The sequence below is a fragment of the Natronorubrum halophilum genome, from assembly GCF_003670115.1.
Classification (GTDB): Archaea; Halobacteriota; Halobacteria; order Halobacteriales; family Natrialbaceae; genus Natronorubrum; species Natronorubrum halophilum.
The window spans coordinates 1,171,598-1,198,422 of sequence record NZ_QQTY01000002.1; the positions used below are offsets into that span (position 1 = coordinate 1,171,598).

General features: G+C 63.1%; 28 protein-coding genes. 13 read left to right on the forward strand and 15 right to left on the reverse strand.

What is annotated here, in order from left to right; all coding sequences use genetic code 11:
* Positions 1–55: 55 nt before the first annotated feature.
* On the forward strand, positions 56–499 hold the full coding sequence (locus DWB23_RS11880; protein WP_121742994.1) for a hypothetical protein: 444 nt from the start codon (positions 56–58) through the stop codon (positions 497–499).
* A gap of 54 nt (positions 500–553) precedes the next feature.
* Here DWB23_RS11880 and DWB23_RS11885 read toward each other — a convergent pair whose 3' ends face one another.
* Entirely contained in the window at positions 554–1,726 is a 1,173-nt protein-coding gene (locus DWB23_RS11885; RefSeq protein ID WP_121742995.1) for a tubulin/FtsZ family protein, read from the reverse strand.
* Positions 1,727–2,041: 315 nt separating this feature from the next.
* On the opposite strand from DWB23_RS11885, the gene DWB23_RS11890 reads away from it, so the two are divergent.
* From DWB23_RS11890 to DWB23_RS11900, 3 genes are all read left to right on the forward strand, one after another.
* Positions 2,042–3,790, forward strand: coding sequence for an ABC transporter substrate-binding protein (locus tag DWB23_RS11890; protein WP_121742996.1), 1,749 nt, complete (start codon positions 2,042–2,044; stop codon positions 3,788–3,790).
* Positions 3,791–3,909: 119 nt separating this feature from the next.
* On the forward strand, positions 3,910–4,782 hold the full coding sequence (locus DWB23_RS11895) for a phosphatase PAP2 family protein (RefSeq protein WP_121742997.1): 873 nt from the start codon (positions 3,910–3,912) through the stop codon (positions 4,780–4,782).
* Positions 4,783–4,900: 118 nt separating this feature from the next.
* Positions 4,901–6,313, forward strand: a complete 1,413-nt coding sequence (locus DWB23_RS11900; RefSeq protein ID WP_121742998.1) for a cryptochrome/photolyase family protein — start codon at positions 4,901–4,903, stop codon at positions 6,311–6,313.
* Positions 6,314–6,387: 74 nt separating this feature from the next.
* On the opposite strand, the gene DWB23_RS11905 is transcribed toward DWB23_RS11900, so the two are convergent.
* From DWB23_RS11905 to trmB, 8 genes are all read right to left on the reverse strand, one after another.
* On the reverse strand, positions 6,388–7,356 hold the full coding sequence (locus tag DWB23_RS11905; protein ID WP_121742999.1) for a sugar phosphate isomerase/epimerase family protein: 969 nt from the start codon (positions 7,354–7,356) through the stop codon (positions 6,388–6,390).
* Between the two features lie 87 nt (positions 7,357–7,443).
* Entirely contained in the window at positions 7,444–7,761 is a 318-nt protein-coding gene (locus DWB23_RS11910) for a carboxypeptidase regulatory-like domain-containing protein (protein WP_121743000.1), read from the reverse strand.
* Between the two features lie 109 nt (positions 7,762–7,870).
* Positions 7,871–8,935 (reverse strand): Gfo/Idh/MocA family protein, encoded by a 1,065-nt coding sequence (locus DWB23_RS11915; RefSeq protein ID WP_121743001.1) that lies wholly within the window; start codon positions 8,933–8,935, stop codon positions 7,871–7,873.
* A gap of 171 nt (positions 8,936–9,106) precedes the next feature.
* Positions 9,107–10,294 (reverse strand): ABC transporter ATP-binding protein, encoded by a 1,188-nt coding sequence (locus DWB23_RS11920; RefSeq protein ID WP_121743002.1) that lies wholly within the window; start codon positions 10,292–10,294, stop codon positions 9,107–9,109.
* A gap of 2 nt (positions 10,295–10,296) precedes the next feature.
* Positions 10,297–11,337: a carbohydrate ABC transporter permease gene (locus tag DWB23_RS11925; RefSeq protein ID WP_121743003.1), complete on the reverse strand. Its 1,041-nt coding sequence runs from the start codon at positions 11,335–11,337 to the stop codon at positions 10,297–10,299.
* A complete protein-coding gene (locus tag DWB23_RS11930; RefSeq protein WP_121743004.1) occupies positions 11,337–12,368 on the reverse strand; it encodes a carbohydrate ABC transporter permease in 1,032 nt (343 codons plus the stop codon). Before DWB23_RS11930 ends, DWB23_RS11925 begins: the two co-directional genes overlap by 1 nt.
* Positions 12,358–13,830 (reverse strand): extracellular solute-binding protein, encoded by a 1,473-nt coding sequence (locus DWB23_RS11935; protein WP_121743005.1) that lies wholly within the window; start codon positions 13,828–13,830, stop codon positions 12,358–12,360. Before DWB23_RS11935 ends, DWB23_RS11930 begins: the two co-directional genes overlap by 11 nt.
* A 459-nt stretch (positions 13,831–14,289) precedes the next feature.
* Complete coding sequence (gene trmB / locus DWB23_RS11940) at positions 14,290–15,357, reverse strand: HTH-type sugar sensing transcriptional regulator TrmB (RefSeq protein WP_121743006.1); 1,068 nt, start codon at positions 15,355–15,357, stop codon at positions 14,290–14,292.
* Positions 15,358–15,515: 158 nt separating this feature from the next.
* On the opposite strand from trmB, the gene DWB23_RS11945 reads away from it, so the two are divergent.
* Complete coding sequence (locus DWB23_RS11945) at positions 15,516–16,541, forward strand: mechanosensitive ion channel family protein (protein ID WP_121743007.1); 1,026 nt, start codon at positions 15,516–15,518, stop codon at positions 16,539–16,541.
* Between the two features lie 139 nt (positions 16,542–16,680).
* A complete protein-coding gene (locus DWB23_RS11950; RefSeq protein ID WP_121743008.1) occupies positions 16,681–17,124 on the forward strand; it encodes a universal stress protein in 444 nt (147 codons plus the stop codon).
* Positions 17,125–17,131: 7 nt separating this feature from the next.
* Here DWB23_RS11950 and DWB23_RS11955 read toward each other — a convergent pair whose 3' ends face one another.
* Positions 17,132–17,542 carry a universal stress protein gene (locus DWB23_RS11955; RefSeq protein WP_121743009.1) on the reverse strand — a complete coding sequence of 137 codons (411 nt, stop codon included), beginning with the start codon at positions 17,540–17,542 and terminating at the stop codon, positions 17,132–17,134.
* A gap of 159 nt (positions 17,543–17,701) precedes the next feature.
* On the opposite strand from DWB23_RS11955, the gene DWB23_RS11960 reads away from it, so the two are divergent.
* Both DWB23_RS11960 and DWB23_RS11965 read left to right on the forward strand, forming a co-directional pair.
* On the forward strand, positions 17,702–17,938 hold the full coding sequence (locus DWB23_RS11960; RefSeq protein ID WP_121743010.1) for a DUF5816 domain-containing protein: 237 nt from the start codon (positions 17,702–17,704) through the stop codon (positions 17,936–17,938).
* A 255-nt stretch (positions 17,939–18,193) separates the two neighbouring features.
* The gene (locus tag DWB23_RS11965) at positions 18,194–18,499 is read left to right on the forward strand and encodes a DUF7116 family protein (protein ID WP_121743011.1); all 306 of its coding nucleotides are present in this window, start codon (positions 18,194–18,196) and stop codon (positions 18,497–18,499) included.
* Positions 18,500–18,519: 20 nt separating this feature from the next.
* On the opposite strand, the gene DWB23_RS11970 is transcribed toward DWB23_RS11965, so the two are convergent.
* Positions 18,520–19,725, reverse strand: a complete 1,206-nt coding sequence (locus tag DWB23_RS11970; protein ID WP_121743012.1) for a pyridoxal-phosphate-dependent aminotransferase family protein — start codon at positions 19,723–19,725, stop codon at positions 18,520–18,522.
* 283 nt (positions 19,726–20,008) lie between these two features.
* Here DWB23_RS11970 and DWB23_RS11975 point away from each other — a divergent pair, with 283 nt between their 5' ends.
* The 4 genes from DWB23_RS11975 to DWB23_RS11990 all read left to right on the forward strand — a co-directional run bounded on the left by DWB23_RS11975 (position 20,009) and on the right by DWB23_RS11990 (position 22,721).
* Positions 20,009–20,209 (forward strand): dodecin, encoded by a 201-nt coding sequence (locus DWB23_RS11975; protein WP_121743013.1) that lies wholly within the window; start codon positions 20,009–20,011, stop codon positions 20,207–20,209.
* A gap of 192 nt (positions 20,210–20,401) precedes the next feature.
* A complete protein-coding gene (locus DWB23_RS11980; protein ID WP_121743014.1) occupies positions 20,402–21,391 on the forward strand; it encodes a metal-dependent hydrolase in 990 nt (329 codons plus the stop codon).
* Between the two features lie 63 nt (positions 21,392–21,454).
* Positions 21,455–22,069, forward strand: coding sequence for a hypothetical protein (locus tag DWB23_RS11985; protein WP_121743015.1), 615 nt, complete (start codon positions 21,455–21,457; stop codon positions 22,067–22,069).
* Positions 22,062–22,721: a hypothetical protein gene (locus DWB23_RS11990; RefSeq protein WP_121743016.1), complete on the forward strand. Its 660-nt coding sequence runs from the start codon at positions 22,062–22,064 to the stop codon at positions 22,719–22,721. Before DWB23_RS11985 ends, DWB23_RS11990 begins: the two co-directional genes overlap by 8 nt.
* Before the next feature lie 66 nt (positions 22,722–22,787).
* Here the strand turns inward: DWB23_RS11990 and DWB23_RS11995 are convergent, their stop codons facing one another.
* The 4 genes from DWB23_RS11995 to DWB23_RS12010 all read right to left on the reverse strand — a co-directional run bounded on the left by DWB23_RS11995 (position 22,788) and on the right by DWB23_RS12010 (position 25,216).
* Positions 22,788–23,162 carry a HesB/IscA family protein gene (locus DWB23_RS11995; RefSeq protein ID WP_121743017.1) on the reverse strand — a complete coding sequence of 125 codons (375 nt, stop codon included), beginning with the start codon at positions 23,160–23,162 and terminating at the stop codon, positions 22,788–22,790.
* 142 nt (positions 23,163–23,304) lie between these two features.
* Positions 23,305–23,556 (reverse strand): hypothetical protein, encoded by a 252-nt coding sequence (locus DWB23_RS12000; protein ID WP_121743018.1) that lies wholly within the window; start codon positions 23,554–23,556, stop codon positions 23,305–23,307.
* Between the two features lie 81 nt (positions 23,557–23,637).
* Positions 23,638–24,936, reverse strand: coding sequence for a histidinol dehydrogenase (gene hisD, locus DWB23_RS12005; RefSeq protein ID WP_121743019.1), 1,299 nt, complete (start codon positions 24,934–24,936; stop codon positions 23,638–23,640).
* A 58-nt stretch (positions 24,937–24,994) separates the two neighbouring features.
* Positions 24,995–25,216 (reverse strand): hypothetical protein, encoded by a 222-nt coding sequence (locus DWB23_RS12010; protein WP_121743020.1) that lies wholly within the window; start codon positions 25,214–25,216, stop codon positions 24,995–24,997.
* 267 nt (positions 25,217–25,483) lie between these two features.
* Between DWB23_RS12010 and DWB23_RS12015 the strand changes: the two genes are divergently transcribed.
* Positions 25,484–26,110 carry a metal-dependent hydrolase gene (locus DWB23_RS12015; RefSeq protein ID WP_121743021.1) on the forward strand — a complete coding sequence of 209 codons (627 nt, stop codon included), beginning with the start codon at positions 25,484–25,486 and terminating at the stop codon, positions 26,108–26,110.
* The last annotated feature ends 715 nt before the right edge of the window (positions 26,111–26,825 follow it).

Consider the following 26,825-nt stretch of genomic DNA (forward strand, 5'->3'; position numbering starts at 1 on the left):
AATTGACGATCGATTGGTAATAACGGTTAAGATGAACAGGCGGTGACCATAGTACGTGGATACTCGACTCATCGTTACGGCTCCGGTGATGGCGTACGTCGCCGTTCTCGGACTGTTTTCGCTCGCCCAGTCGACGGTCGACGTCGCGTTTACGGACGGGCAACCGGCGTTTATGATCGTCATCGGACTTCTCGGTCCGGTAACCGCGCTCGGATTGATCTGGCTCAAGAACTACGCCTACGGTGCACCGCTGCTCGTCTTGACGGTGTTTTCGAACGCGTGGTTCGTGAGCTACTTCTTTTTCGTCCACGACAACTCGGCGAACGTGTTCGCCGCGTCGGGCGACGGTGCGGCGGCCTATATGATGTCGGCGGTCGGGCTCGTCGCCACCTCGCTCATCCTCGGCGGCGTCGGCTGCTGGCTGTGGTACCGAGAGAGCGCCCAGTTTCGGACCGCGGTCGATCGGTTCGTCCGTCCGTCGACGGGACCCGAGCACTAACGCGGATCGCGATACCGTTCGGAACCGTGATGGCCGATAGAACCACACGAACTCTCAAAACAGCGCGTCGAGTTCCCCGCCCGTATCGACCAGGGATGCGAACTCGTCCTGGGCGCGCGCGTTGACCACCTCTGTCGTCTCCTGGGCCTCGATCGCGACCTGCTGAAGTTGATCGATTCTCGAGACGTCCGTCACGCCCGACAAGAGCACGATCGCGCCGACCTCGTCGCTATCGGAGATCGGGTAATCGCCGCCGCGGATCTCCATACTCCCCGTCTCGTCCTCGAGCCACTGACGGCCGCGCTCGATTCCCTTACGGCTCAACTCGGTGGACGGACCGGTGGCCACGACGAGGCCACGGTCGGTACTGCCGACGTTACACTGGAGGGTGAGCCGACCAAGCGTCGCCTTGCGCACGAGACTGCTCAGGCGGGTAGTCGCGCTTCCCTCGTCGAAACCGCCGGCATCGTTGCCGCCGGTCAATGACGAGAGGAGCCCGTCGCCGCTCGTGTCGACGGTCTCGCTCGCGTAGCCGATCGTCGAAACGCCGCCGCCCGAGAGCGTGTTGATGATCTCGGAGGAGTCGACGACACTTTCAGCGACGTCGTCGCCGTAGCCGACCTCTCCGGCGGCGAACAGCAGCCCGAACCGCTCGACGATTTCGCGGTTGATCCGATCGTAGCCGCCCTGGACGGACTCGCCGGCGCTGCGCCAGACGTCGTTATCGAAGACCAGCAGGTTGTCGGCCTCGCGGACGAACGTCTGGAACGAACGGGCCGCATTGAGCGTGTAGATCCCGCCTTCGTCCGTCGCCGGAAGGATACCGAGCCCGTAGACCGGCTGGGTGTAGAGCTGCTTGAGATGCTTTGCGAGGACGGGTGCACCCCCGGAGCCGGTGCCGCCGCCCATGCCGGCGACGACGAGGAACGCATCGAGTTCGTGGGTCGGAACTCGATCGATCGCGTGTTGGACCTCGTCGATGTCCGCCTCGGCGATCTCGGCTCCGAGTTCGTTATCGCCGCCGACGCCGTGGCCGTTTACGCGCGACTGCCCGATGAGGATTCGATTCGTCCGGGGGACGTACTCGAGTCCCTGCAAGTCCGCCGTTGCCGTGTTGACCGCGATTCCGTCTTCGACGAATTCGCGATCAATGGCGTCGTCGTACGCCAGAAATCGATCGACTACTTTTCCGCCAGCCTGACCAATGCCGATGAGTGCGAGTTTCATGGGTAGCTCTCGTGGCCGTTCCCGGCGTGGACGCGTCCATCACTGGACCGGTCCATCGAGTGGGAGCGGACGTCACACGTGCATCGATACCACGACACCGTATTGTTATGGCGAACATATATCGGTAGAAAAGATAATCAGTATCCCGTTACTATCTCGAAAACCATCATCCGGCGAGGACCTGCGGTACGTCACACCCATCAATCCGTAAGACTGTCCGCGCTACCGATCGCCCGACGGCCGCACGTCGTCCGTTCGTCGAGATGTCGTCTCGAGAGTAAGTCCTATACGCCGTGGTGGCGTACTCGAGCGCGTATGGAAGACGTCGCTCCCTCGACGACCAGACGGGGGTTGCTCGCTGGGATCGGTGTTGGAACCAGCGCCCTCGCCGGGTGCGCGGAGCGACTCTGGTCGCAGGCAGAAACCAGCGACCCGGAGCAGGTTTCGCTGACAATCAAGACTGTTCCGGCGGACGACGACCGCCTCGCCGCGACGATCGCGAGCCAGCTCCGTGAGAACTACGTTGCGGCCGGCATCGACGCAACGCACGAACCGGTCTCCATGGCGGAACTGTATCGCGATATTCTGCTCGAGGGTAACTACGACGTATTCGTCGCCAGACACGACGGATTCGACGAGTACGACGCCCTCCGCGGGCTGTTGCACTCACAGTTCGTCAGCGAACAGGGGTGGCAAAACCCCTTCCAGTTCTCCGATATCACGGTCGACGACTACCTCGAGGAACAGCGGATGGCCGAGGGAGACGACCGTCTCGACGTGCTCATCGATCTGATCGACCACCTGCTGGAGACAACACCGTACACGGTTGTCGCCCATCCCTACCCGCTCAGCGGGCTGGACAACGAGTTGAGCGTCCCGAACCCGCCTCGGCGTCCACACCAGTACCTGGATATCCTCACCCACCCGAACAACGAGTCGCGAAACGGTCCACTCGAAGTCGGCGTCTTCGGTGAAGGTCTCACCGAGCGGCTGAACCCGCTCACCGTCGACCAGAACCGGATCGCCGGTCTACTGGGCCTCCTGTACGATCCACTGGTCCGACGGATCGACGAGGAGTACGTTCCGTGGCTGGCCGAAGACGTTGAGTGGACCGAACAGGGCCAGCTCCGAGCCCGCGTTACCCTTCGGGAGGGACTCGAGTGGCACGACGGGACGGATCTCGATGCCGACGACGTGGCGTTTACGCTCGACTTTCTCGAGGACACCTCGATGGGTTCGATCGACAGTGGCGCCCCCGCACCGCGATATCGGGGGCGACAGACGTTGGTCGACAGGACGAACGTGATCAATTCGCGGACGATATCCCTGTTCTTTACCCAGACGAACCAGTCGGCCGCTCGTCGGGCGCTGACGATCCCGCTGCTCCCGACGCATATCTGGGCCGACCGGGCGGAAGTCGTGACCGAGCGCCAGACGCAAGCGATTATGGACGACAACTCCGAGCCGATCGGTTCGGGACTGTTCGCCTTCGGAGAGTCCACGACCGACGCCGAGATCCAACTCGAACCGTTCGATGCACACGTCCTCCGCGAAGCGACGGACCGTCCGTCGGTGCTCGAGAACTCCTCCCGGTTCGATGGAATCACCTTCCAGGTCGATCCGAACGCTGGCTCGATGGTCGACGCGCTTGTCAACGGTGAGGTCGACGTGACGGCGAGCGAACTGCCACCGGAAAGCGCCGGGGAAATTCGAAAGGCGGAGAACACCGCAACCGTGACGGGGACGTCCGACGCGTTCTACATGATCGGCTACAGCAGCCATCACCCCCAACTCGGCAACCCTCACTTTCGGCGGATCTGTTCGCGGCTAATCGACCGCGAGCACGCCGTGACCGAGTTTTTCGACGGCCTCGCCGAACCGGCTACCTCCGCCAATGCGCTCGTCGGCATCCGCGACGACGCCTGGGAGTACGACCACGATTTCGGCACCGCTTCGGATCCTCTCGAGTTTCCCGGTACCGACGGAGAGATCAACGCGTCTCGGGTCCAGTCTCTCTTCTCGGCTATTCACTACCGCTACGAAGACGATATCCTGCTCGAGTGAGTTCTCGTCCCGGCCGTGCGGACGCGACAGCGCTCGGCGGAGACGCGGTGTGAGGTCGGCAACGAGATAATTTGAAAGAGTTAATGGGTCGTGGGCTGTACGGTGAGCAGACACACCGTATGGCACTCGCCGAAGTACTGCTCGAGCTTGCCCTCATCGTGACGACGATGCTCGTTACGGCAACGCTCATTATCGTCGGACCGCGGAACGTGGCCGACGCACTACGGGATTTTCGCTGGCGTCTCGAGGCCTGCGTACTCCCGTTTTCCGCGCTCGTGGTCGTGCTTCTGTTGCGGTGGTCGACACAGGATGTCGTTCATCGACTCGAGCGGCAAGTGCTCCGGAACAACATCACGGCGGTCCTGTTCGAACTCGATCAGCTACTCTTCGGGACGAACCCCGTCACCGTTCTCCAGTCGTTTCAAACCGATCTCGTGACGTCGTTTTTCGTCTTCGTCTACATGTACGGCTACGCGTTTTTGCTGATCTTCCCGTTTATCGCGTACTTCGCGCTCGACGAGATGGACGACCTGTCGAACCTCGTGATCGCCTTTACCGCGAACTACGGAATCGGGCTGCTCTGTTACACCTTCTTTCTCGCGTTCGGTCCGCGAAACTACGATCCGCTGCTGTTCGAGGGGCTGTTGTACGAGGCGTTTCCCCAGTCCCGGATGCTGACGAACGAGATCAACCAGAGCACGAACGTCTTTCCGTCACTGCACACCTCGCTGTCGATGACCGTCTTCTTCCTCTCGTGGGTGACCCGAGAGAAGTATCCGATCTGGCTGTTCGTCTCCGGCTTCTTCGCGATCAGCATCTCGCTTTCGACGATGTACCTGGGTATCCACTGGTTCTCCGACGTCGTCGCCGGAACGTTGCTCGCACTCGTCAGCGTCTACATCGGCGTCAACTACACGGTCGAGGGGTTTCTCGCGTGGATTCGCCGGTTCTTCGAGACGCAGTCCGGACCGCCGAACGCCGACGGCGAGTAGGTATCGGTCGAGGTACTCGGCGAGAGCCGTCGTAGCGCCGTCTCGAGTCGCCGCTCGCGCCCGCCGACGCGACTCGCCACACCCCGATTCTTTCTACGATCGAGTCGTCGATTCGAGTATGAACCTCCACTGGCACCGCCGCGATCTCCGCGGAACCGACAACCTCGGCCTCGCACACGCAGCCACAGCGGCCGACGGCCGGGTTGTTCCCGTGTTCGTCCTGGATCCGACCGTCCTCGAGCACGCGTCACCAGTTCGGGTCGCCTGCCTGCTCGAGGCCCTCGACGGCCTTCGTGGCTGGTATCGCGAGCGGGAGAGCGACCTACTCGTCGTCCGTGGCGAAGCCAGCGAGGTGCTCTCGCGGCTCGCTCGCGAACACGACGCCGAAGCCGTCGTCTGGGCGACCGATTACAGCGCGCTCGCTCGGGAGCGCGATCTGGCGGTAACGGCAGCACTCGAGGACGACGACGTCCGGTGTGAGACCGTCCACGACGCGATCCACCACGAACCGGGGTCGATAACACCGAACGAGGGCGACCACTACTCGGTGTTTTCGTACTTCTGGAAAAAGTGGCGCGACCGAGAGAAACGCGAACCGGTCGATCCACCGGCGGCGAACGACCTCGCCGACCTCACGGGTGAGCCGCTGCCGTCGCTCGCCGAACTCGGGTTCGAAGAGCCAGTTCCGACGCCGCCACGGGTCACCCAGCCGGCGGCCCGTGAGCGACTTACGGCCTTTTGCTCTGGACCGATCTATCGGTACGCCGAAACCCGTGACCGTCCGGCTCTCGACGGCACCTCCCGGCTTTCGGTCCATCTCAAGTGGGGGACCGTCGGCATTCGAGCGGTGTACGAAGCCACGGAACGGGCGGCAAACCGCGGGGAGACCGACGAAGCACGCGAGAGCGTCAGGGCGTTCCAGCGGCAACTCGCCTGGCGCGAGTTCTACGCGTACGTCCTCGCGTTTAACCCCGAAACAGTCGCTGAGAACTTCAACGACTACGAGAACGCGATACCGTGGCGAAACGATACCGACGAAATCGAGGCCTGGAAAGCCGGGAAAACCGGGTATCCGATCGTCGATGCGGGGATGCGTCAGTTGCGGGCGACGGGATGGATGCACAACCGCGTTCGGATGCTCGTCGCGTCGTTTCTGACGAAGGATCTATTGACCGACTGGCGAGTCGGCTACGACTGGTTCCGCGCGAACCTCGCCGACCACGAGACGGCGAACGACGTCGGTGGGTGGCAGTGGGCCGGCTCGACCGGGACCGACGCCCAGCCCTATTTTCGGGTGTTCAATCCGATGAAACAGGGACGCGAGTACGATCCGGACGCCGAGTACATCCGCGAACACGTCCCCGAACTCGCCGACGCGACGGCTACGGAGATTCACGGGTGGCACGACCTCGAGTCGACGGAGCGGGATCGAATCGCCGCCGCGTATCCGGCACCGATCGTCGATCACGCGGATCGCAGAGAGCGCGCAATCGCAGCGTTCGAACGGGCACGCGGGGAGCCCTCGAAGTAACTGCCGAGAGACGGTCGTGCTGACACCACGGGGAGTCGGTCAGCCGGCCGTCTGGCGGAGGCCGCCTCGAGCACTCACTCTGCCCAGTAGGCTTCACCCGGCTCCGTCTCGAAGACCGCCCGCTCGAGGAGGTCGACGGCTTTCTCCAGGCCCTCCCGGGAACTCGTCAGCGAGTCCTCGTGTTCGATGCTCAGGGCACTGTCGTAGCCGACCATGCGCAGCGTCGAGACGAGGTCCTTCCAGTGGGATTCGTCGTGACCGTAGCCGACCGATCGGAAGAGCCACGAGCGGTTCGGTTCGTCGTCGTAGGCCGTCGTGTCGAGGACGCCCTTCTCCCGCGCCTGGGCCTCGTAGATCTTGGTATCCTTGGCGTGGAAGTGGTGAATGGCGTCTCGCTCGCCGAGGTACCGGATCGCGTCGGTAATCGAGATGCCCTGCCAGTAGAGGTGCGAGGGATCGAAGTTCGCGCCGATACGGTCGCCGGTCTCTTCGCGCAGCCGCGCCATTCCGTGGGGTTCGTGGACCAGCATGTTCGGGTGCATCTCGATCGCGATATCGACGTCGTGCTCGTCGGCGTACTCGGCCAGTTCGTCCCAGTACGACACCGCCTGCTCCCACTGGTACTCGAGCGCGTCGGCGTGTTCCGAGGGCCACGGGGCCGTAATCCAGTTCGGCACCTCATCGTCCGGGCCGCCCGCGGGGAGTCCCGAGAAGCAGGTCACGGTCCCGACCTCGAGCTGGGAGGCGAGTTGAATCGCCTCTCGAAGCTCGAGATCGGCTCGCTCGGCCCGCTCGTCGTCGGGATGCAGCGGATTGTTGTGCGTCGCGAGCGCGCTAATCCGCATGTCGTAGCCCTCGAGCAGGTTTCGAACCTCCTGTTGGGCGCTATCGTTGTCGAGGTACTCCGCCCGCGGCAGGTGATCCTGTCCGGGGTGACCGCCGACGCCGGGTTCGATCGCGCTGACGCCGAGGTCGTCGAGATAGGAGAGCGCTCCCTCGAGCGATTCGTCCGCCAGCGGCGGGGTGTGAACGCCGATATCCATACGGAACGACGGACGACGGCCGGGAAAATAAAACGTCCGCTGGCGAACGGACTGCGAGCCGGTGGCGGACGGTCCTCCGTCGCTGGCCTACAGCACCCGCGGCTCGGGCCGATGTGGGGATCGCGACGTCGAGGGTCTCGGGACGGCCCGGACGAGCGTCGACGCCGGTTTGTACGCGACCCGGTCGGTCGGTGATTTCCGGGCGACGAGCCTCCAGAACCCCGGGGCGTGAAACGTGATCTCACAGAGCCCCCGCTCGTCGGTCCGCTTGCGCTTCGAGCCAGCCTCGACGATGGCCCCTTCGATCGGTCGATTCCCCTTATCGCGGGCGCGAACGGTGACCGGCTGTCCGACCGGGACCTCATGACGACTGAGCTCGAGGATGAGTGGTCGTTTGACTCTCATGCGAGAAACTACCACGGGAGCGACGAAAACCCCTCACCTGCAACTGAGCGCGGGTTCCCCGAGCCGCGTCGAACAACACCTGCGGTGCGTGTCGCCTCCGGCGTGCCGGTCACTCGCCGACGGTGATCGTGTGGCCCTCGGCGCTCGAGCGATAGAGCGCGTCGATAACCCGCTGGACGGTGAGCGCCTGCTGAACGCTCTCGTCGCTTCCATCGCGGACGATCCGGTCGAAAAACGTCTCCTGTTCGTCCGTGTGCGTGTCGTTCTGCCGCGTCTCCACGGCCGTATCCTCGAGATGATCCGGCCCGACGTTGCTCGCGGAGTGAAAGCTGAGATCACCCTCGAGCAGGTCGAAGCAGGCGGCCGATTTCGTTCCACGAACGATGAACTCGTGGTTCGCCGGACGGTTCGTCGCCCACGCCACCTCGAGGGAGATCGTTCGATCGCCGTCACACCGGACGAACGCGCTCGCCGAGTCGTCGACGTCGAACCCGGCCGGTCCGGCGTCTTCCCCCCACATCTCGAGATACGCGTACTCCTCGCTCGAGCCGAACTCGCCGCGGGCGACGCCGTTTACCTCCGTGACCGGTGGATAGTCCAGAAAGAAGAGGGCGAGATCGATGGCGTGGACGCCGAGATCGATGAGGGCTCCGCCCCCGGCGATCTGTCGACGGGTAAACCACGAGCCGCGGCCCGGAATACCCCGCCGGCGAACGTAGTTCGCCTCGACGTGAGTGACCTCGCCGAGGTCGCCGCGATCGATCCGGTTTCGCACGATTTGAACCGTGTTCGCGAAGCGGTTGTTGAAGCCGACCATACTGTGGCCGTCCGACTCGGCTGCCGCGCCGGCGATTCGTCGCGCGCTCTCGATCGAGTGGGCCAGTGGCTTCTCGAGAAAGACGTGCAGGTCTCGTTCGAAGGCGTCGACGGCGTACTCCTCGTGGTACTTGTTCGGCGTGGTGATGATGACGGCGTCGACGGTGTCGTATAGCTCGTGGTGATCCTCGTAGACGTCGACATCGTATCGACGGGCGAACCGCGAGCGTGCTTCGGCGGCGACGTCCATGCCACCGACGAGCGACACGCCGAGATCGACGAGTCGCTCCGCGTGGTACTGGCCGATATTTCCGAGGCCAACGATACCCGTCCTGATGTCGTTTCGATCGGTTGTCATTGGTGTGGTGTCATGACCGGTACAGTCTGTTCTCGCACTGATACAGTCGATACCGCTATATCGAATCTTCGCACTGGATCACCTTTTGTCCGTTGGCGGACGGGGGAGATCTCTCGTGTGAGACGGCCCGGATGACTCGAGACGGTGGATCGACTTGACGGAAGTCCGGATTCAGTCATCCGCTTCCGTCGCGGCCGTTCCGGGGTCTTGCCCGGAGCGACCGGTGATGTCGTGGACCAGGGCGTCGCCGGTCGCCGTCTCGAAGAGGTGGATTTTCGACCGATCCAGGACGACGTCGACGTCCTGTTCCGCCTCGATTTTCGTATCGGGCGTGACGCTCATTAGTAACTGATCCGCCGACGAACTGGGATCTTTTTCCATCGAGCGTTCGGCGCCTTCCGCGAGGAGCAGATACACGAACACTTCGTCCCCCATCGGCTCGATGACGTCGGACCGGGCGGCGATCGGTGCCGACGGTTGGGCCAGCGAGTCGGCGTTTTCCGCGAGATGAACGTCCTCCGGCCTGACGCCGACCGTAACTGCGTCGCCGACCGACACCTTCGGGATGGCCGCGGGATCGAGTTCGACGTCGAAGTTCGGGGTCTCGACCCCGTCTTCGACGAGTTCTCCCTCCGCGAAGTTCATCGACGGCGAGCCGATAAAGCCCGCGACGAACAGGTTCGTGGGTTCGTTGTAGCAGACCAGTGGCGGGGCGATCTGCTGGAGTTTGCCGTCGTTGAGGACGGCGATCCGGTTCGACATCGTCATCGCCTCGGCCTGGTCGTGGGTGACGTAGATCACCGTCGCCTCTAGCTCCCGGTGGAGCCGCTGGAGCTCCGTTCGCATGTGGACGCGCAGTTTCGCGTCGAGATTCGCCAGCGGTTCGTCCATCAGGAACACGTCCGGGTTACGGACGATCGCGCGGGCGATGCCGACTCGCTGTTGCTGGCCGCCGGACATCTCCGCCGGCATCCGATCGAGCATCCCCTCGAGCTGGACGATATCGGCTGCTTGCTCGACGCGACGCCGGACCTCCTCGTCGTCGTACTTCCGGAGCCGCAGTCCGAAGGAGATGTTCTCGTAGACGTCCATGTGCGGGAACAGGGCGATATTCTGGAAGACCATCGCGACGCCTCGATCCTTGGGTGCCAGACCGGTGACGTCGTCGTCGCCGATGTACACCCGCCCCTCCGTCGGCGGCGTCAGTCCAGCGACGGTTTCCATCGTCGTCGACTTCCCACAGCCCGAGGGGCCGACGAAGGTGACGAATTCCCCGTCTTTGACCTCGAGACTGATGTCGTCGACCGCCGTTTCTTCTCCGTACCGTTTCGTGACGTTTTCGAGTCGTACTCGTGCCATTGTTATTCTTTGAGTGCTCCTGCGGTGAGTCCGCTGACGATCTTTTCCTGTGCGATGACCACGAGGATCGCGACGGGGATGACCCCGATGATGCTCGCTGCGGCCATGAGGTTGTACAACACCTGGTACTGCCCCTGATAGGCGAGGATGCCGTCGAGGATCGGTGCCCAGTTCTGGGGCTGGCCGTCCGTCATCAGGAACGAGAAGAAGAACTCGTTGTAGACGGCGATGAAGGTCAACACGCCCGCGGTCGCGACGCCCGGCGCCGACAGCGGGATGATGACCCGGAACAGCGCACCCAGACGCGTCGTCCCTTCGACGCGGGCTGCATCCTCGAGCCCGTCGGGAATCTGCGCGTAGAACGTCGTCAGGATAAAGATCGCGAGCGGCATGAAGATAGCCGACAGCGGCAACACCAGTGCGCCCGGCGTGTTGTAGAGGCTGCCGTCCCCGGTGATCGGCTCGAGGATGAAAAACGAGGTGTTGAACAGGTCGTTCAGCGGAATGAAAAAGGCCGCCGGTGGGAAAAAGGAGATGATCAACACGAGCAACATGAGCGGCGTTTTGCCTGGGAAATCGAGCCTCCCGAAGGCGTAGCCGGCGAGACTCCCGACGACCAACACGACGACCGTCGAGGCCGTCGCGATGACGAAGCTGTTGAACATGTACCAGTGGAACGGAATCGTCTGGAAGACCTCGACGAACGCGCCCGGATTGAACCCGTTCGGGGTGAAGATGATGTCCTGCAGTTGGCCTTCGGGCGTCAACGCGACCATGAGCAGCCAGTAGAACGGGAACAGCGTCGTAAAGAGGAAGAAGGTCGCCGCGACGTAGAACATCGCCCGATAGACCCGTTCCGGGTTCTGGATGGAGTCCGAAGCCCACTGCTGGAACGGACCGCGGTCGAGTTCAGCGTCCCCCGCTTCGAAGATGGCCGTCCTGTCACCATCGGGGTGGGATCCGTCGTCTCGAACCGCGGACGTTCCCGGCTCGTCCGTGTCTGCCGTGCGATCGTCGTCGGATGAATCTCGAGTATCAGTCATTAGTACAGTCCTCCCTCGGTGTCGCGGAAGAACACCACGTACATCGAGATGATCAGGCCGATGACCAGTGCGGTCGCGAACGCGACGGCGGCCGCCGTCGCGTAGATGCGAGTGCCACCGAACATCGCTTCGACGACGAGACACGTCAGCGACGGCACGGTCGTACAGCCGGCGGTCGATTCGATCAGTCCGAAGACGCGCATCGCGTCCATCGTTCGGAACAACATCGCGACGAGCAGCGCCGGCATCACGAGCGGGAGCGTGATCATCCTGAAGCGCTGCCACGGCGACGCACCCGCGACGCGTGCGACGTCGTAGAGGCTTCGATCGACGCTCTGGAGTCCGGCCAGAATGAGCAACGCCATGAACGCCGACGACTTCCAGATGTCGGCGACGAGGATGATGATAAAGGCGTCCTGACTGTTGGCCAGCGGGCTGGCGCTGAAGACGCCGAGCCACTGCATGAGGTCGGTCCCGAAGCCGACTTCGGGCTGGAACAGCAAGAAGAAGATCATCCCCTGGATGACGATCGGAACGGCCCAGGGCAGGATGATCGCCACGCGAACCCATCGACGGCCCCTGAACTCCTGATCTAACACGTAGGCCTGGCCGAAGCCGATGATCGTCTCGAAGAAGACGCTGATGATCGCGAACGCGAGCGTGACGAACAGCGCCTGCTGGAAGAACGGAACGCCGAGTTCGACGAACGGGAACGATCCCGAGACCGTCACGTCGAGGAACTGCCTCGCGAGTCGGGCGTTCCCGGTGACGATGTCGACGTAGTTGTCGACGCCGACGAAGCCGCCGAGGGGCTCCAATCCCCGCGTCCGATCCTCGCGCAACGACGTGATGAACGTCGAGATGAGCGGATAGAACGCGATCAGCGTCAGCAACGCGAACGCCGGGAGCAACAATAGGTACGCGTACGCTGCCTCGCTCAGGCCCTCCATCCAGTTCATGACCGGATTCCCGGTCCGTTCCCGTTCGGTGCTGGCGTCGCCGCCGGTCAGGATATCCGTATCAGTTGCCATTTTGTTGTGCCACCTCCCTCTCGCTGCCCTCAAGGCGTTCTGCGAGGTCGGCCATCGCCGCGTCCGGTGCTTTCGCACCGCGGAACGCCGCGTTCACCTCCTGATAGATCAGCGCCGACTGCTCGGGCCAGACGTCCGTCGCTGGACGCGGAATCGCGTTCTCACTGGCCCGTTCGACCTGATCGGTGTACCGGGCGATCGGACCGATCTCTTCCTCGTCGGCCTCCGTGATCAACTCGATAATCGGCGGCAGGAATCCCGCGAGCTCGAGGATCGTGAGCATGACTTCCTCGCTCGTGAACGCCTCGAGAACCTGCAGCGCCTCTTCGCGGCGGTCGGTGTACGGACTCACGGCGAGGTTCCAGCCGCCGAGCGCCGAGGTCGTACCGCCGACACCGTCGTATTCGGCCTCCTCTTTCGAGACCGCGTAGGGGATCGTCGTCACCCCGAGGTCTTCGCCGAACGCGTCGTCGCCCCCGGTTTCGGCGATCACGAACGTCCAGTTTCGGTTGGCGACCGCGTTCCCCGCCGAGAAGGGGTTCAGCGACTCCTGCTCGGTCCACTGGACGATCGCTGACGGGCAGATCTCCGCGTATCCGTCGAGCGCGTTCGGATCGTTTTCGTCGATGAACGTCCGCATCATTCGAATCGCGTCCACGACGTTCTCGTCGTCGACGGTGATCGGACGATCGCCCGCGGTGAACAGGTTGTCAGCGCCGCCGAAGTACGCGCCGCCCCACGACGTCATCACCTCGTTGAACGAACAACAGGACAGTCCCTCGTAGGCGGCGGCCTGCGTCGTAAAGCCGTAGTCGACGCCGCTCTCGGCCATCGCGTCGCTGACGGCCGTCGAGAACTCCTCCCACGTGGGCGCTTCCTCGGCCCAGGCGCTGGGATCGTGGCCCCCGTCCTCGATGAGATCCTGCCGGTACACCATGAACCCGAGGTCGGGAAACAGCGGGAGCGCGTGTAAATCGCCCGTCTCCGGATGCTGTGCCGTCTCGAGGATCGCCTCGAGGTACTCGCTCTCGACACGGTCTAAAACGTCGCTCGGGAACTCCTCGCTCAGGTTGGTCGTCTGGTCTCGGAGGATGAAGGGGATCGTCCACCCGCTGTCCATCATGTGGATATCGGGCGGTGCACGACCGGCCTGGAGTGCGGACTGTGCCCCCTGCATTCGCTGATTGGAGTCGCTGACGACGGTCTGGATTTCGACGCGGATGTCCTCGCTCAGTCCGGCATCCCAGAGGGCCTGCTGGATCGACGGTTCGTCGCCGTCGCTGTGCATGATCCCTTCGACGTCCGTGGCGGCGGTCATCACCACGGTCCCCGGACTTCGTGTCCCGCTGAGACAACCAGTGACGGCGACCGCCCCGGCCGCGGTTGCCGCTGGCACGGTCTTCAGGAACGACCGCCGCCGCAGTCGAGGCCGGTCTGACCGACCGTCAGTATCGCGTCCCATGACCAGTGATTCGTCCACGTTGTCCTCCTTATGTGTTGGCAATAAATGGTGTAATAATGTGTGAATGTCGGCGTCTCGTTTCGATTATGACGTGCTTGTTGTTCATCTCGGACTGTCACCGCCTCGAATACGAACTTCTCTCGGCGTCGTCGACCGGCCAATCGAGTATTGATGATCGACGGTCGGCAGGTGCCAGCAAACGAGCGATGTGCTAGCTCGACGTAAGGCACCGACCGATCGACGGACATCGATTACTCTGTAGCTACTAGACTGGCGGTGACACCGTCGTTCGCGACGACTCGCTCGAGACGGGCGTACGATCTGATCCGTGAGAGGATAGTATCCACTGATTAGGCGGCGAGGGGGCACCGAAAAACGCGCTGTTCCGACTCGAGCAGCGGTCGTCGCCGATTCAGATCACGACTGGTCCGTTCGATCGGTCCGAGAAACCGCCGTCGGTCACTCCGCTTCGAGCGTCGGCGGTTCGTGGCGACCGATGTGTATCTCGTGAGCTTCGATATCTTCCAGAGCGGCAACGCGCCCGCCCACGGTGACCTCCTCGCCGTCGACGGTCTCCAGGGTGAGTGCGGCGACTTCCTCGCTCACTTCGAAGGAGACGTCGAGGATGCGGCCGCGGACGACGCGTTGGCCGCCGACTTCGACGTCTCGGCCGTCGATCGTCGCGTAGAACTCCCCGCCGTCGTTGATGATGTCTTTGACGCACCGACGGATCGAGGCGTACTTTCGGGGGTAGTAGCGTGCCGTCCCGTCCTCGCCCAGGGTCCGCTCGGCGGTCGTCCAGAGGACGGTCCCGAAGAAACCGGAGACGAGAAAGCCGAGGGCGGAACGGTTGAAGATGACACCGTAGCGGTCTTGATCGTCGCGGAGGGCGTCCTGCGTCGCGTACATCGAGTAGTTGCCGTCCGCGACGGCGACGACCGGCGTCGTGATCCCCCGTCGCGCTCGAGTCGTCGTCGCGACTTCGAGATAGTCGTACTCGTCCGGATCGGGCGCCTCGTTGGCCGGCGTCACGATCAGATCGACGCTCACGCCGGCGTCGACGGCTTCCCTCAGATCCTCCTCGAACCGCGTCAACAGATCCGGCGTCAGCGACAGCGAGAGTTCGTACTCGGCGTCGTCGATGACCTCCTCGAGGTAGCGCAGAATCGTCGATCGCGACTTCACGAGGGAGACGGCCTCCGTGTCACGGGCCGGGGCGGTGTATCGCGCCTCGAGTTTGCTGATCATCTCCTCTAAGGAGTGTTGGACGTTCTCGAAGGCTTCGTCGGGATCGATCGCGACGACCTTCATCGGGCGTGATTCACGGAGTTCGACGAGTCCGCGGTCGCTCAAACTGCGTACCGTGTCGTAGACGCGCGGCTGTGGAATATCGGTTCGGTCGGCGATCTCGCTCGCGGTGAGCTGTCCCTGCTCTAACACGGTGAGATAGGCGTCGATCTCGTACTCGCCGAGATTGAACCGGTCCCCGACCTGTTCGACGGTCGAGCGAAGTTCGTCTGGTGCCATATACCACGCGTACGCTCCCGACGGATAAATGATTTATTATGCACTGAGTAGCACCTCTTTTCGAAATTGGGTTGTTTCGAACACTGCGTCGCCTATCGCCCGACAACGCGAGTGTGAAGGTCAGAACGCTTAACCACTGCCGGCATGAGTGTGTTGCCATGCGCGGATTGGTGCGGCTAATCGAGAGCGAGGAAGTCAGACAAATGCAGAATTTCTTCCCGTTCGGCGTCACCGAGTTCGTCCTCGCCCTTCTGGTTTTGACCGTCGGCTGGTACCTCTCGAAGCTGGTGATTCGGATCGCCGGCCGCACCATCGCCCGCCGGATCGAGCGCCCCAGTGTCACGCGAACCGTGCTTCGCGGCGTCAGAATCTCCGTCCTGCTGGTGGCGGCCGTTATCGCTGCTGTGATCCTCGGTCTCGGTGACACACAGATCCTCCTTTCGGTGACCGTCATCTCGGCCGTGATCGCCGTCGTCCTCGCACCGCTCGTCGGAAGTCTGATCAACGGCGTCTTCGTGATCGCCGATCAACCGTACGAGATCGGCGACATGATCGAGATCGCCGACCAGGGCCACAGAGGGTTCGTCGAGGACATTACGATTCGGTACACGAAGATCTTCACCCTCCAGAACACGTTTATCGTGATCCCGAACTCCGCGATTCAGGAACGAGACGTGATTAACTACTCCGCCGAGGACGAGCGGACCCGGATTTCGGCCTCGTTCGAAGTGACGTACGGAAGCGACCTCGAGGTCGCGCGACAGCAGGCTGAACGGGCCGCTCGGACCGCAGATACCGTTATTTCCGGTGGTCCGGACATTCGAATCGGCAGCGCTCGATATCGCGCAGCGCCGCTCTGTACCATCGAGAAGTACGCCGACAACGGTGTCATACTCGAACTGCGCTTCTGGGTCGAACATCCCTACAAGCAGGCCGTCGCCCGTTCGGACGTACAAGCGGCGATCCGCAACCGCTACGCGGACCGCGACGTCGAGTTCGCCTACCCGCGACGACACCACGTCTTCGATCGGAGCAGCGGTGCGGCCCGGGTGGCCGTCGACGGCCCCGAATCCGAGTGGCTGAACGGCGATCCGGCCGATGCGCCGGGAGCGAGCGCCGACGAGCGACGCGACGGATTCGAGACCGAGGCTGGTACCGAGGGCGGAGATCAGCGCGATCAGTGACACGGTCGTCCGCTATCACCACACTGATCAACCGGCCGTCTCCGGTGGCGTCGTCCGCTCGAGACCACCGTCCTCCCGCCGTCGCGGAACCGTGGTGGTATTTTATGGGATTCCCTCGCCAAGTCGGACGCTAGCTACGATGTACGACGACATCCTCATTCCGACAGACGGGAGCGAGACGATTTCCGAGACGCTGGCTCACGGACTCCCCCTCGCGGACCACGACGATGCGACGGTTCACGCGCTGTACGTGGTCGACAGCCGGATCACGGCGGCGACGACGGACGAGACCGGTCCCAAACTCGAGCGATCGCTCGAGGCGGAGGGTCGGGACGCCGTCGCCACCGTCGAGGAACGCGCGTCAGAACGGGGGCTCGACGCGGTGAGCGACGTCAGGAAGGGGACGCCATCGAAAACGATCCTCGAGTACGCCGATGCACACGACATCGACCTGATCGTCATCGGGACGCGCGGAAAGAGCCCTCGAGAGAAGGTCACCTCGCTCGGTAGCGTCTCGGAGCGCGTGGTCGACAACGCTTCGATTCCGGTGTTCGTCGTGCGCGGCGCGGGCGGAGACGGATAAGCGGGCGTTACGCGCGCGCGCTTTCGACGGTAATAACCTCGCAATCGAGGTGATTTCGCAGATAGTGATCGATATTCGGGTTGTCGGTGAACCGTCGGAAGATGCGCCGCAACCGACTCGCCTGCTGACCGCCGATCACGACGGCATCGGCACCTTCTGCAGCGACTTCGTCGAGAATGCTCTCTTCGACGAGAAACCCGGTCCGAACGACGTACCGAGCGTTCTCGAGTCGACCGAACGCGTTCTCGACGGCGGTTTTCAGATCGATTCGCGTTACTTTCTTCCCGTTCTGGTACAGGTCGACGTGGAGGATCGTCAACGTCGCCTCTCGCTCGCGAGCGACCTCGACTGCGCGTTCGAGCGTTCGTCGCGAATGCTTTGACAAGGGATACCGAACGGGAACCACGACCAGCGACATTAGACGATCAAACGGTACCCCTCCGGGTAAACCTTTCAGTTAGGACAGTCACTGATGTGAACCTGTGCCATGGTGGCGTGTGAGTCGCTGGTCAGTGTCGCCGGAACTCGCTGTGGCCGGACAGACAATCATTTACCGCGAGCGCGGGTAGACGCGGGCATGCAACCGAGGTCCACCGACGACGGCACCGTCTACGTCTCGGAGACGGACGGCGACAGAGGGTCCAAGGGCCCGTTTCTCGTCGCCTACGAGTCCCGAGACGCTACCCGCCGGTACGGCTGGTTCTGTACGAACTGCGAGAGTTTCGACAACGCGATGGATTCGATGGGACGAATTAAGTGCAATCAGTGTGATAACTTCCGCAAGCCGACTGAGTGGGACGCCGCTCACGAGTGATCGCACGACGGACCGAGGTCCGTCGACCGAGACGCCAGTTACCGAGGACTGTCGGATTCATCCTCGAGTCGGTAACCCACTGTGTGCCCGGCGAAATAGATTCGAATCGGTCACTTATCGGGCGAACCCCTGCTGATTGAATTCTCTACCGTCTATTTTCGACTCGATTATTTGAAAACTGTGTGAACTTCTTGTTCCGGACCAACATTTATGGTGGATGGCGTCGTACGTACATCTTGAATGGGTCCTGTTAACATGCGACTCGCCGAGCAGGCTAGGTCGATATTCGCAGAGCTTGGATACACCGTCGAAGGAACCGGCCCGACGTTCCGCGCAGAACGCGAGTGGAAGGCCGTCCAGGTAAACACCGTCCTCGAGACAGGAGCGCTTCCGACCGACTCCGGACAGTTCCACTGCTTCGTCGCCCAACCCGAGGACGCTGACGAGATAGAGAACAAGCTCCGGAGCGTGGATCCGAACTACGAATGGGCGATTATCGTCGTCGACGGGGACGACTATCAGGTCGAACGCGCTCCACCAGGACCGCGAGTTTCAGCCTAACGTCATCCCCCGAACCCCCGCTATTCTTCGAGCGCCCGTCGTGTCGCCGTCACGCCAGCCCCGGGATCGACGGGTGCGCCCATCGACTCGAGAACGTCTCCCAGCGCGGTCACCACGTAAATCACGTTCTCCGGGCGTGCGGAGTGGCCCATGCAGCCGATCCGGAATATCTCTCCGTCCAGGTCGCCGAGTCCACCCGCGATCTCCAGGTCGTAGCGCTCGAGGAGTTCGGCACAGACCTCGCCGTCGTCGATCCCGTCGGGAACGCGGACGGCGTTGAGGCTCGGAAGCCAGTACTCCTCGGGGGCGTTCATCTCGAGGCCCATCCCTTCCATACCCGCTTTCAGCGCGCCGGCGAGTCGCTCGTGTCGGTCCCAGCGCGCTTCGATACCCTCTTCGGCGACCAACCGCAGCGCTTCCCGGAGCGCGTAGACGTTCGTGATCGGCGCCGTGTGGTGATACGCGCGGTCGTCGCCCCAGTACCCCTCGAGCAGCGACAGGTCGAGATACCACGATCGCGAGTCTTCTTCGCGTGCGAGGACCTTCTCCATCGCCTCGTCGGAGAGCGTCAGCGGGCTCGCCCCCGGCGGACAGGAGAGACACTTCTGTGGGCCGGCGTAGGCGACGTCGATGCCCCACTCGTCGACGCGCAGTTCGACGCCGCCGATCGAGGTGACGGTGTCGGCGATGACCAGCGCGTCGTGATCGTGGGCCGCGGCGGTGAGTTCCGGGACGTCGGGTTGGAGCACGCCCGTACTCGTCTCGGCGTGGACGAAACCGAAGACGTCGGGATCGTGTTCGGCGAGCGCATCGGAGACGCTCGCGGGCTCGAGCGGTTCACCCCAGGGGGCATCGACTTCGACGACCTCGCCGCCGGCCCGGCGGGCCATCGAGGCCATCCGGCCGCCGAAGTAGCCGTTCGTCGGAACGAGCATGGTGTCGCCGGGCTCGATCACGTTACCGATCGCGGCCTCCATGGCCGCGGAGCCGGTTCCCGAGACCGGGATCGTCCACTGGTTGTCGGTTCGGAACGTATAGCGCAGGAGTTCCTGGACTTCGTTCATGATCTCGATGAACGACGGGTCGAGGTGGCCCACGAGCGGCGTGGACATCGCTCGCAGCACGCGCGGGTTGACGTCGCTCGGTCCGGGTCCCATTAGCGTCCGATCCGGTGGCGTCAGTTCGCCGATCTCTGTCACGTCGATCGAACCGTTCGCATCTGACATGGGACAGTGTGGGATGCGAACCCTCAAAAGCGTTCACGCATCGGCATGGATCACTCACAGACGCGTTCGGATCTCATCATCGGTCGAATCGCGTAGCGGTAGCCCTGAATGTGGACGACTGCGTCGCAGATCACACTCGAGCCTCTCGATCCAGCTACTGTGCCGGTCTCGAACGGTAGTTCGCCAGTGACCGTTCGTTTCGACGGCGGTCGTCTCAAAACCAATGCTACTTGCTACCACTAGCCATATATTGAAGGCGGATCACGCCGTATCCCTACGGGCAATGGTCTTCAAGAAGATTACCCTGATCGGAACGAGTTCGGAAAGCTTCGACGCGGCGGCCGACGATGCCATCGACCGTGCCGAGGCAACCCTCGAGAACGTCCACTGGATCGAAGTCGACGAACTCGGCGTCGAGGTCGCAAGCGCTGACGACCGCGAGTACCAGGCGGAAGTTACCGTCGCCTTCCAGCTCGAGGAGTAAGCCGGAAGCGCTTCCTCCGACGAGTTTCCGTGGCACTCGAACCGCCTCGTTCGATGGCGTTCGAGCCGTCGGCGACCTCGATTTCGATTTTCTCGCGGTCGACCGCCTGATCGAGGAGTCGTAACTGACGATCGGTAGCATTCAGCGGACCTGCGAGTCGCTTAAGCCGTCCCACCACATATCAGAACTATTGTGTTCGTCGGTCACGCGCTCCTCGCGTTTGCCGTTGCGGCGCTCGTCGCCGACTGGCGTGGCTGGGAGCGCCGCCCGGCGCTGTTCGTCGGTGTCGTCGCCGGCGCGTTCGCTGCGATCCCCGACATCGACGTCGCGTACGCTCTCGTCGGCCTCCTCGAATGGCAGGCGGCCGACGGCGCGCTCGGGGCGTCGACGGCCTTCTGGGACGCGAGCCGAGGCGTCCACCGCTCGGTGACTCACTCCCTGGTCGTCGGCGCGGTCGCGGCACCGGCGTTCGGACTGCTCGCCGTCCGCGGTCGCTCCGGCCGTACCCGACTCGCCACGGTCGTCGCGATCGGTCTCCTCGCGGCTCTCGTCGTGATCGCGCTCGTCTGGGATGGTCCCCTCGCCGCGTTCGTACTGGGACTGTTCGCGGCAAGCGGAATCGTCATCGCTCGCGTTGTCGCTCGAGCGTCGTCGCTCTCGCCAGCGACGGTCGGTATCGCGGCGCTCTGGGGGCTCTGGTCGCACCCGTGGGGCGATCTCGTTACCGGGACGCCTCCCGACTGGGTGTTCCCGTTTTCCACGTCGATTCTCGAATCGCGGGTAGTGCTTCATCCGGATCCGACGCTGCACCTGCTCGGCGCGTTCGCGATCGAACTCGCAACCATCTGGCTCGCCCTCGCGGTCGTCTGTCGCCTCACCGACCGATCGATCTTCGGGTCCGTCGACCGGCGGGCGACCGTCGGCGCGGCTTACGGGGTCGCCGCCCTCGCGGTGACGCCGCCGACGCTCGAGGTATCCTATCACTTCGTCTTCTCCATCCTCGGCGTCGGCCTCCTCTGTGGCATCGTTCGGGACGCGTCCTCGCCGACGCTTCCTCGCCCCATCCGGCGGGGACTGTCGTCGTCCGACGAGACGCTCGAAGTCGTACTCACGGCGCTGGCCGCCGTGACCGTCGCACTCGCCGCGTACGCCGCGGTCTATCTGGTCGCCACACTGGTCTGAGCGTCGCTCGTAGTGAATCGCACACTCCGTACGCTTTTGTGAGGGTAGTCAGTACGAGACAGTGTGTCTCAGATTCCACTCGAGAACCTGATCGACGACGACCGCTCCAACGCGGTGATCGCGTGGGTGCTAGTCGTTGCAATCGCGCTCATCGGCCTCGGCGAACTCGTCACGGGTGGTATTCTCTGGACGACGTTTGCGGCGGCGGTCCTGATCCTCGCACTGTTGCCGCCGGTCACCTTTCGGTCGTCCGTAACGATGCTCCCCTGGGAAGTCCTGGCCCTCGCGGCGTTGCCCGTACTCGGAATGGCTCTCGAGGCCGACCGGCTGATGGGACATTTCGTGTCGTACCTCTCGGTTGCGGCGATCGCGCTCGTCCTCGCCGTCGAACTACAGTCTTTCACCACCGTTCGGATGACCCCCGGCTTCGCCGTCATCTTCGTCGCCGTCACGACGATGGCCGCCGCCGCGCTGTGGGCGCTCTTTCGGTGGAGCGCCGCCGGGCTACTCGGCGTTCCGTTCTCGAGCGACCACGACACCGTGATGTGGGAGTTCGTGTACTCCGCGATCGCCGGCCTCGGTGCCGGAGTCGTCTTCGAACTGTATTTCAGACGTCTCGGTCGACTCGAGCAGGCCCGGATCGCCGCCCAGGCGGTGCGTGAGGGGGACAATGCGTAACCTCACCGATGTCCTCCCCTCACAACAGCGCCAGCGTCAACTCTCCTATCTCATGGAGATCGGGCTGGTCGGCATGCTGTTTATCGGGATCGACAGGGGCAACGGCGGAATCGTCATCAACACCGTGGTGGCATTGATAGTGACGCAGCTCCCGCCGATCCTCGAGCGCGACTACGGGATTCCGATGGACCCTCGGCTGACGCTGTGGATCACCACCGCCGTCTTCTTGCACGCGTTCGGCACCGTCGGGCTGCCGGGAAGCACCGCGACGTTCTACAGTCAGGTCTGGTGGTGGGACCACATGACCCACGCGCTGTCGGCGTCGCTGGTCGCCGGCGTTGGCTACGCCACCGTCCGCGCGATCCACGAACACGCTGACGGTATCCACTTCCCGCAGCGATTCGCCGCCGTCTTCATTCTGCTGTTCGTCCTCGCCTTCGGCGTCCTCTGGGAGGTCCTCGAGTTCGCCATCGCGCTGTCGGCCGACGCACTCGGGATGGAACCCGTTCTCACGCAGTACGGACTCGACGACACGATGCTCGATCTCGTGTTCAACTCGATCGGCGGACTGCTCGTCGCCCTGTGGGGCGGGGCCTACCTCTCGGGCGTCTCCGGTGCGATCCGCGACCGACTCGAGGAGCAAAGCGAGTAACCGCTCCGCTCACCGTCGGTTCACGCTTGAAAAGTAAATCACAACGATGGGCGGCGGCGACGGGAGCTACGTTCGGAACGATTCGCCACAGCCGCACTCGCTGACGACGTTGGGATTCTCGACGTGGAACCCCTCGGCCTGCAGGCCGCTCTCGTAGTCCAGACGGCTGCCTTCGATGTATTTCAGGCTGGCCGGATCGACGAACACGCGAAGCCCGTGGTGCTCGTAGATCGTATCGTCGTCGTCGGGCGAATCATCGAACCGCATTCCGTAGGATAGTCCCGCACAGCCACCCTGCTGGACGAAGAGTCGAAGTCCCGCTACGGTATCGTCGAGCCCTTCGCTCTCGAGCAGGGAGCGCGCCTGCTCGGCCGCCGGTTCCGTCACTTCGATTTCGGGACGCGCGTCCGCCTCGCCGCCATCCATGCTGTCCGTGCTCATACGTGTTCATTCCGTCGCAACGGTGTTAACTGTGACGCCCTCAGGCCCGTCGAGTCGAACCAGCCGCTCGAGTTGCGTTCACTCTCGCTCTCGCCCTCTCCTCCCGCCGATCGACGGCCGTGTGAATCGGGCGCGGTGGCGCTCAGTAGCTACAATAGTTGTTCGCGTGGCGCTGTACCGAGCGGTAGTACGTCCCGAACTGCCGTTCGTCGTTTCGCGAGAGTTCGATCTCGTGTTCGGCTAGTAGCTCGAGCATCCGGTTCAGCTCGCACTCGTACCACATCGAGAGGAGCCGTACGTTCTTCTGTGCGTAATCGTAGTTCCGCTCGAGCACACGCCTATCAGTCGGGTCGGCCACCGACTCGCGGTCACGCTCGTGCTCACGCCGTGGCATACGTGGTCGATACTATTTCGCCCATCACCGTAAAACTAGGTTGTCACGTACGAACGCGACATTCTGAATCGTCGCACCTGGTTACGTGTCGTCGGTATCGTCGCCCTCGAGTCGGCAGCGGACGCTTTCGGCGTGCGCCTCGAGCCCCTCGGCGTCCGCGAGCGTGGTAACCGTGTCGCCGATGTCGGCCAAGCCGTCGGCCGTGAGACGCTGGACCGTCGTCGACCGGAGGAACGTCTCGACGGAAAGTCCGCCGGTCACGCGCGCACCGCCGTTGGTCGGCAGGACGTGGTTCGTCCCGCTCGCGTAGTCACCCGCGGCAACGGGGGTGTCCGGGCCGAGAAAGACGCTGCCCACGCTGTCGATCCGCTCGAGGAGCGACTCGTCGTCGTCGGCGATGATCGAGAGGTGTTCCGGCGCGTACTCCTCGGTGAAGAGAATCGCTTCGCTCATCGAGCGGGCCAGCAACACTCCGCTCGCATCGTTGTCCAGTGCAGATCGGATCGTCTCTTCGCGCTCGCGCGCGTTGACCTCCTCGTCGATCGCCGTTGCGACCCCCTCGGCGGTTCCCTCGTCCGCCGTGACGGCGACGACCGAGGCGTTCGGATCGTGCTCCGCCTGGGCGACCAGTTCCGCCGCGACGAGTTCCGGAGCGGCTGTCTCGTCCGCGACGACAACGACTTCGCTCGGTCCGGCGAGGAAGTCGATTTCGACGACCCCTCGGACCTCGGCTTTGGCAGCGGTGACCCACTTGTTCCCCGGGCCGACGATCTTCTGGACGGGGGTGATCGTCTCGGTTCCAAAGGCGAGCCCGGCGATCGCCTGCGCGCCGCCGACGCTGTAGACGTCGTCCGCACCCGCTGCGTGGATCGCCGCTAGCGTAGCTGGATTCACCTCCGCTGCCGGCGGCGTGACGACCGCGGTGTACTCGACGCCCGCGACGACCGCCGGGACGACCCCCATGATCGCACTCGAGGGGTAGGCGGCGGAGCCGCCGGGGACGTAGACGCCGACGCGGTCGAGCGGGCGAAACCGGCGACCGAGTTCCCGTCCGGGTCCAAACTCGGCGCGCCAGTCTTCGGGCAGTTGTGCCTCGTGGAACTCCGTGACGTTCGTCACCGCGGTCTCGATCGCGTCTCGCAGATCGCTCTCGATGTTTTTGTACGCCCGTTCGCACTCGTCGGTGATCGTCATATTGCCGAGTTCAACGCCGTCGAACTCGCTCGTGAACTCGCGGACGGCCACGTCACCCTCTTCGCGAACGCGCTCGACGATCTCCCGAACGTCTCCCCTGACCGCCTCGATACCGGCATCCCGATCGAAAAAGGCAGCGCGGTCGTCCGGTCCGAGATCGGCGAGGTCCCGCACGTCTACTGTCATACCGGTGCGTTCGTGCGGTGGTCGAAAAACGGTTTCCTTCCGCCGGTAGACTACTCGACTATCCGTCGGAGTTTTCGACGGTCCAGATACCGACGGCGTCCAGCGTCGCCCTGATGAACAGATAGACGACGATGAGGAATCCGACGACCGCAAGCGGGGCCTGCAGGAGTTCTGCCATATCTCGTCCCAGCACGAGCTGGCCGAACCCGCGGACGAAAAAACTCAGCACGACGAGACCGATCCCGACGAACGCGAGTTTGACGAACCCCTCTCGGTCCATGCGTAACCGTTCGACCGCGGTCGCTAAATCGTATCGGTTACGACCCGTTCTCGCCCCTCGAATCGCTCGGATTACGAAGACGGTTGCCGGTTTTAATCAGCTACTACTTCTTTGTCCGTCTCGCCACCAGGAGGATACATCTACCGCGTCAGTACGTTTGCGTCTCCACGCACGCGAACGGAAGCCATCTCACCGGCTCCGTGTTTCAACTCTGGAACCGTCGACAGGTGCTACATAACTATTCACCGCCCGCCGCACCTCCGTCTTATGTGGCCCTGGGAGCACGCAATCGTGGGGTATCTCGTCTACTCGCTGTTTTGCCATACGGTGTACCGGGACTCACCGAGCGGACTTGAGGCGTTCGCGGTCGTCTTTGCGTCCGTCCTTCCGGATATCATCGATAAGCCGCTGGCGTGGGAGTACGGGTTCTTCGACACAGGGTACGCTCTCGGCCACTCGATATTCTTCGCGGTTCCGTTGACGATCGCCGTTGGTCTCATCGCGCGTTCGACGAGTCGACCTCGCGCGGGTATCGCCTTCGGGCTTGGATACCTGTTGCACCTTCCCGGCGATGTCGCCGACGGTTATCTCCGAGGTGGCGTCTACCAGCCCGAACTCATGCTCTGGCCAGTCGAAACCGCCGGTGATATCCCCTCTCACGGAGGGTTCACCGATCAGTTCCTGCAGTATTTCGTCCGCTACTGGGACGAACTGGTCGCGGGCAACCTCTCGACGTATCTCCAACTCCAGGTTGGACTGGCCGCCTTCGTAGCCCTGCTTTGGCTCTACGACGGCGCTCCCGTCCTCCGGGAGCTCCTGCTCGGCTGCAGACGGGTTATCCTCGAACTCATCGGAACGGACGGATCGCGGAATCGATCCTCGAAACGGCGGTAACAACCGATTCGCAGCCGCTTGCTCGAGGTAATACATTGTTAGCCGACCGTTCTTTCCCCGCCCTGGTTCTTACGACAGTCCGGTCTTCGAGAATGACCAACGTGGAGCAGACGTCGCTCGAGACGACGGCCTTATGTAGGGACCCGGGCTTCGGTATGAATGCAAACGACGTGGCGCACGCCGCCACGCCCCCTCCGGCCGTGTTCCGGCACGGAGGCAGGCACTGTATCACCTCTGCCGTAAGTGTCGATTCGTTCGACATCGTATGGCAGTTGAGGAGTTCGGATTCGCGACCGACGTCGGTTCGCCGACGTAGCAGTACGACGCCCTTATATACTCTGGGTTCGTACTACGTGGTACGCGAAACCCTCCGCCGGATGCGGTTTTCGGCGGTGGTTCCGATCCGATGCCCTTAAGTGTATAAGGGGATTCGGATACAATGCAAAGAACGCGTGATCGACGGGGCGTTCAACCCGCTTCGTCATCTCGGATGGCTCGAGTCCGAAGGGGTTATGTACCCCAGACGGATTACGAATACATCCGAAGGAAATGAGGATTCCACCCCTGCGGTCCGCCGTACAGATGGGATCTGATGTTAGCCTTGGTAGTTCGGTGACGCCCGATCGGTCTTCGATCGCGGTCACCGAACGTGGACCCATTTATGTGTGAGTGTGTACAAGAATACGACATTCACCGCCAAATGAACCCTCCCAGT

Coding starts and splice junctions, on each gene's coding strand:
- DWB23_RS11885 (WP_121742995.1), bottom strand. CDS start 1,726: ATGAAACTCGCACTCATCGGCATTGGTCAGGCTGGCGGAAAAGTAGTC.
- DWB23_RS11890 (WP_121742996.1), top strand. CDS start 2,042: ATGGAAGACGTCGCTCCCTCGACGACCAGACGGGGGTTGCTCGCTGGG.
- DWB23_RS11895 (WP_121742997.1), top strand. CDS start 3,910: ATGGCACTCGCCGAAGTACTGCTCGAGCTTGCCCTCATCGTGACGACG.
- DWB23_RS11900 (WP_121742998.1), top strand. CDS start 4,901: ATGAACCTCCACTGGCACCGCCGCGATCTCCGCGGAACCGACAACCTC.
- DWB23_RS11905 (WP_121742999.1), bottom strand. CDS start 7,356: ATGGATATCGGCGTTCACACCCCGCCGCTGGCGGACGAATCGCTCGAG.
- DWB23_RS11910 (WP_121743000.1), bottom strand. CDS start 7,761: ATGAGAGTCAAACGACCACTCATCCTCGAGCTCAGTCGTCATGAGGTC.
- DWB23_RS11915 (WP_121743001.1), bottom strand. CDS start 8,935: ATGACAACCGATCGAAACGACATCAGGACGGGTATCGTTGGCCTCGGA.
- DWB23_RS11920 (WP_121743002.1), bottom strand. CDS start 10,294: ATGGCACGAGTACGACTCGAAAACGTCACGAAACGGTACGGAGAAGAA.
- DWB23_RS11925 (WP_121743003.1), bottom strand. CDS start 11,337: ATGACTGATACTCGAGATTCATCCGACGACGATCGCACGGCAGACACG.
- DWB23_RS11930 (WP_121743004.1), bottom strand. CDS start 12,368: ATGGCAACTGATACGGATATCCTGACCGGCGGCGACGCCAGCACCGAA.
- DWB23_RS11935 (WP_121743005.1), bottom strand. CDS start 13,830: ATGGGACGCGATACTGACGGTCGGTCAGACCGGCCTCGACTGCGGCGG.
- trmB (WP_121743006.1), bottom strand. CDS start 15,357: ATGGCACCAGACGAACTTCGCTCGACCGTCGAACAGGTCGGGGACCGG.
- DWB23_RS11945 (WP_121743007.1), top strand. CDS start 15,516: ATGCGCGGATTGGTGCGGCTAATCGAGAGCGAGGAAGTCAGACAAATG.
- DWB23_RS11950 (WP_121743008.1), top strand. CDS start 16,681: ATGTACGACGACATCCTCATTCCGACAGACGGGAGCGAGACGATTTCC.
- DWB23_RS11955 (WP_121743009.1), bottom strand. CDS start 17,542: ATGTCGCTGGTCGTGGTTCCCGTTCGGTATCCCTTGTCAAAGCATTCG.
- DWB23_RS11960 (WP_121743010.1), top strand. CDS start 17,702: ATGCAACCGAGGTCCACCGACGACGGCACCGTCTACGTCTCGGAGACG.
- DWB23_RS11965 (WP_121743011.1), top strand. CDS start 18,194: ATGCGACTCGCCGAGCAGGCTAGGTCGATATTCGCAGAGCTTGGATAC.
- DWB23_RS11970 (WP_121743012.1), bottom strand. CDS start 19,725: ATGTCAGATGCGAACGGTTCGATCGACGTGACAGAGATCGGCGAACTG.
- DWB23_RS11975 (WP_121743013.1), top strand. CDS start 20,009: ATGGTCTTCAAGAAGATTACCCTGATCGGAACGAGTTCGGAAAGCTTC.
- DWB23_RS11990 (WP_121743016.1), top strand. CDS start 22,062: ATGCGTAACCTCACCGATGTCCTCCCCTCACAACAGCGCCAGCGTCAA.
- DWB23_RS11995 (WP_121743017.1), bottom strand. CDS start 23,162: ATGAGCACGGACAGCATGGATGGCGGCGAGGCGGACGCGCGTCCCGAA.
- DWB23_RS12000 (WP_121743018.1), bottom strand. CDS start 23,556: ATGCCACGGCGTGAGCACGAGCGTGACCGCGAGTCGGTGGCCGACCCG.
- hisD (WP_121743019.1), bottom strand. CDS start 24,936: ATGACAGTAGACGTGCGGGACCTCGCCGATCTCGGACCGGACGACCGC.
- DWB23_RS12010 (WP_121743020.1), bottom strand. CDS start 25,216: ATGGACCGAGAGGGGTTCGTCAAACTCGCGTTCGTCGGGATCGGTCTC.
- DWB23_RS12015 (WP_121743021.1), top strand. CDS start 25,484: ATGTGGCCCTGGGAGCACGCAATCGTGGGGTATCTCGTCTACTCGCTG.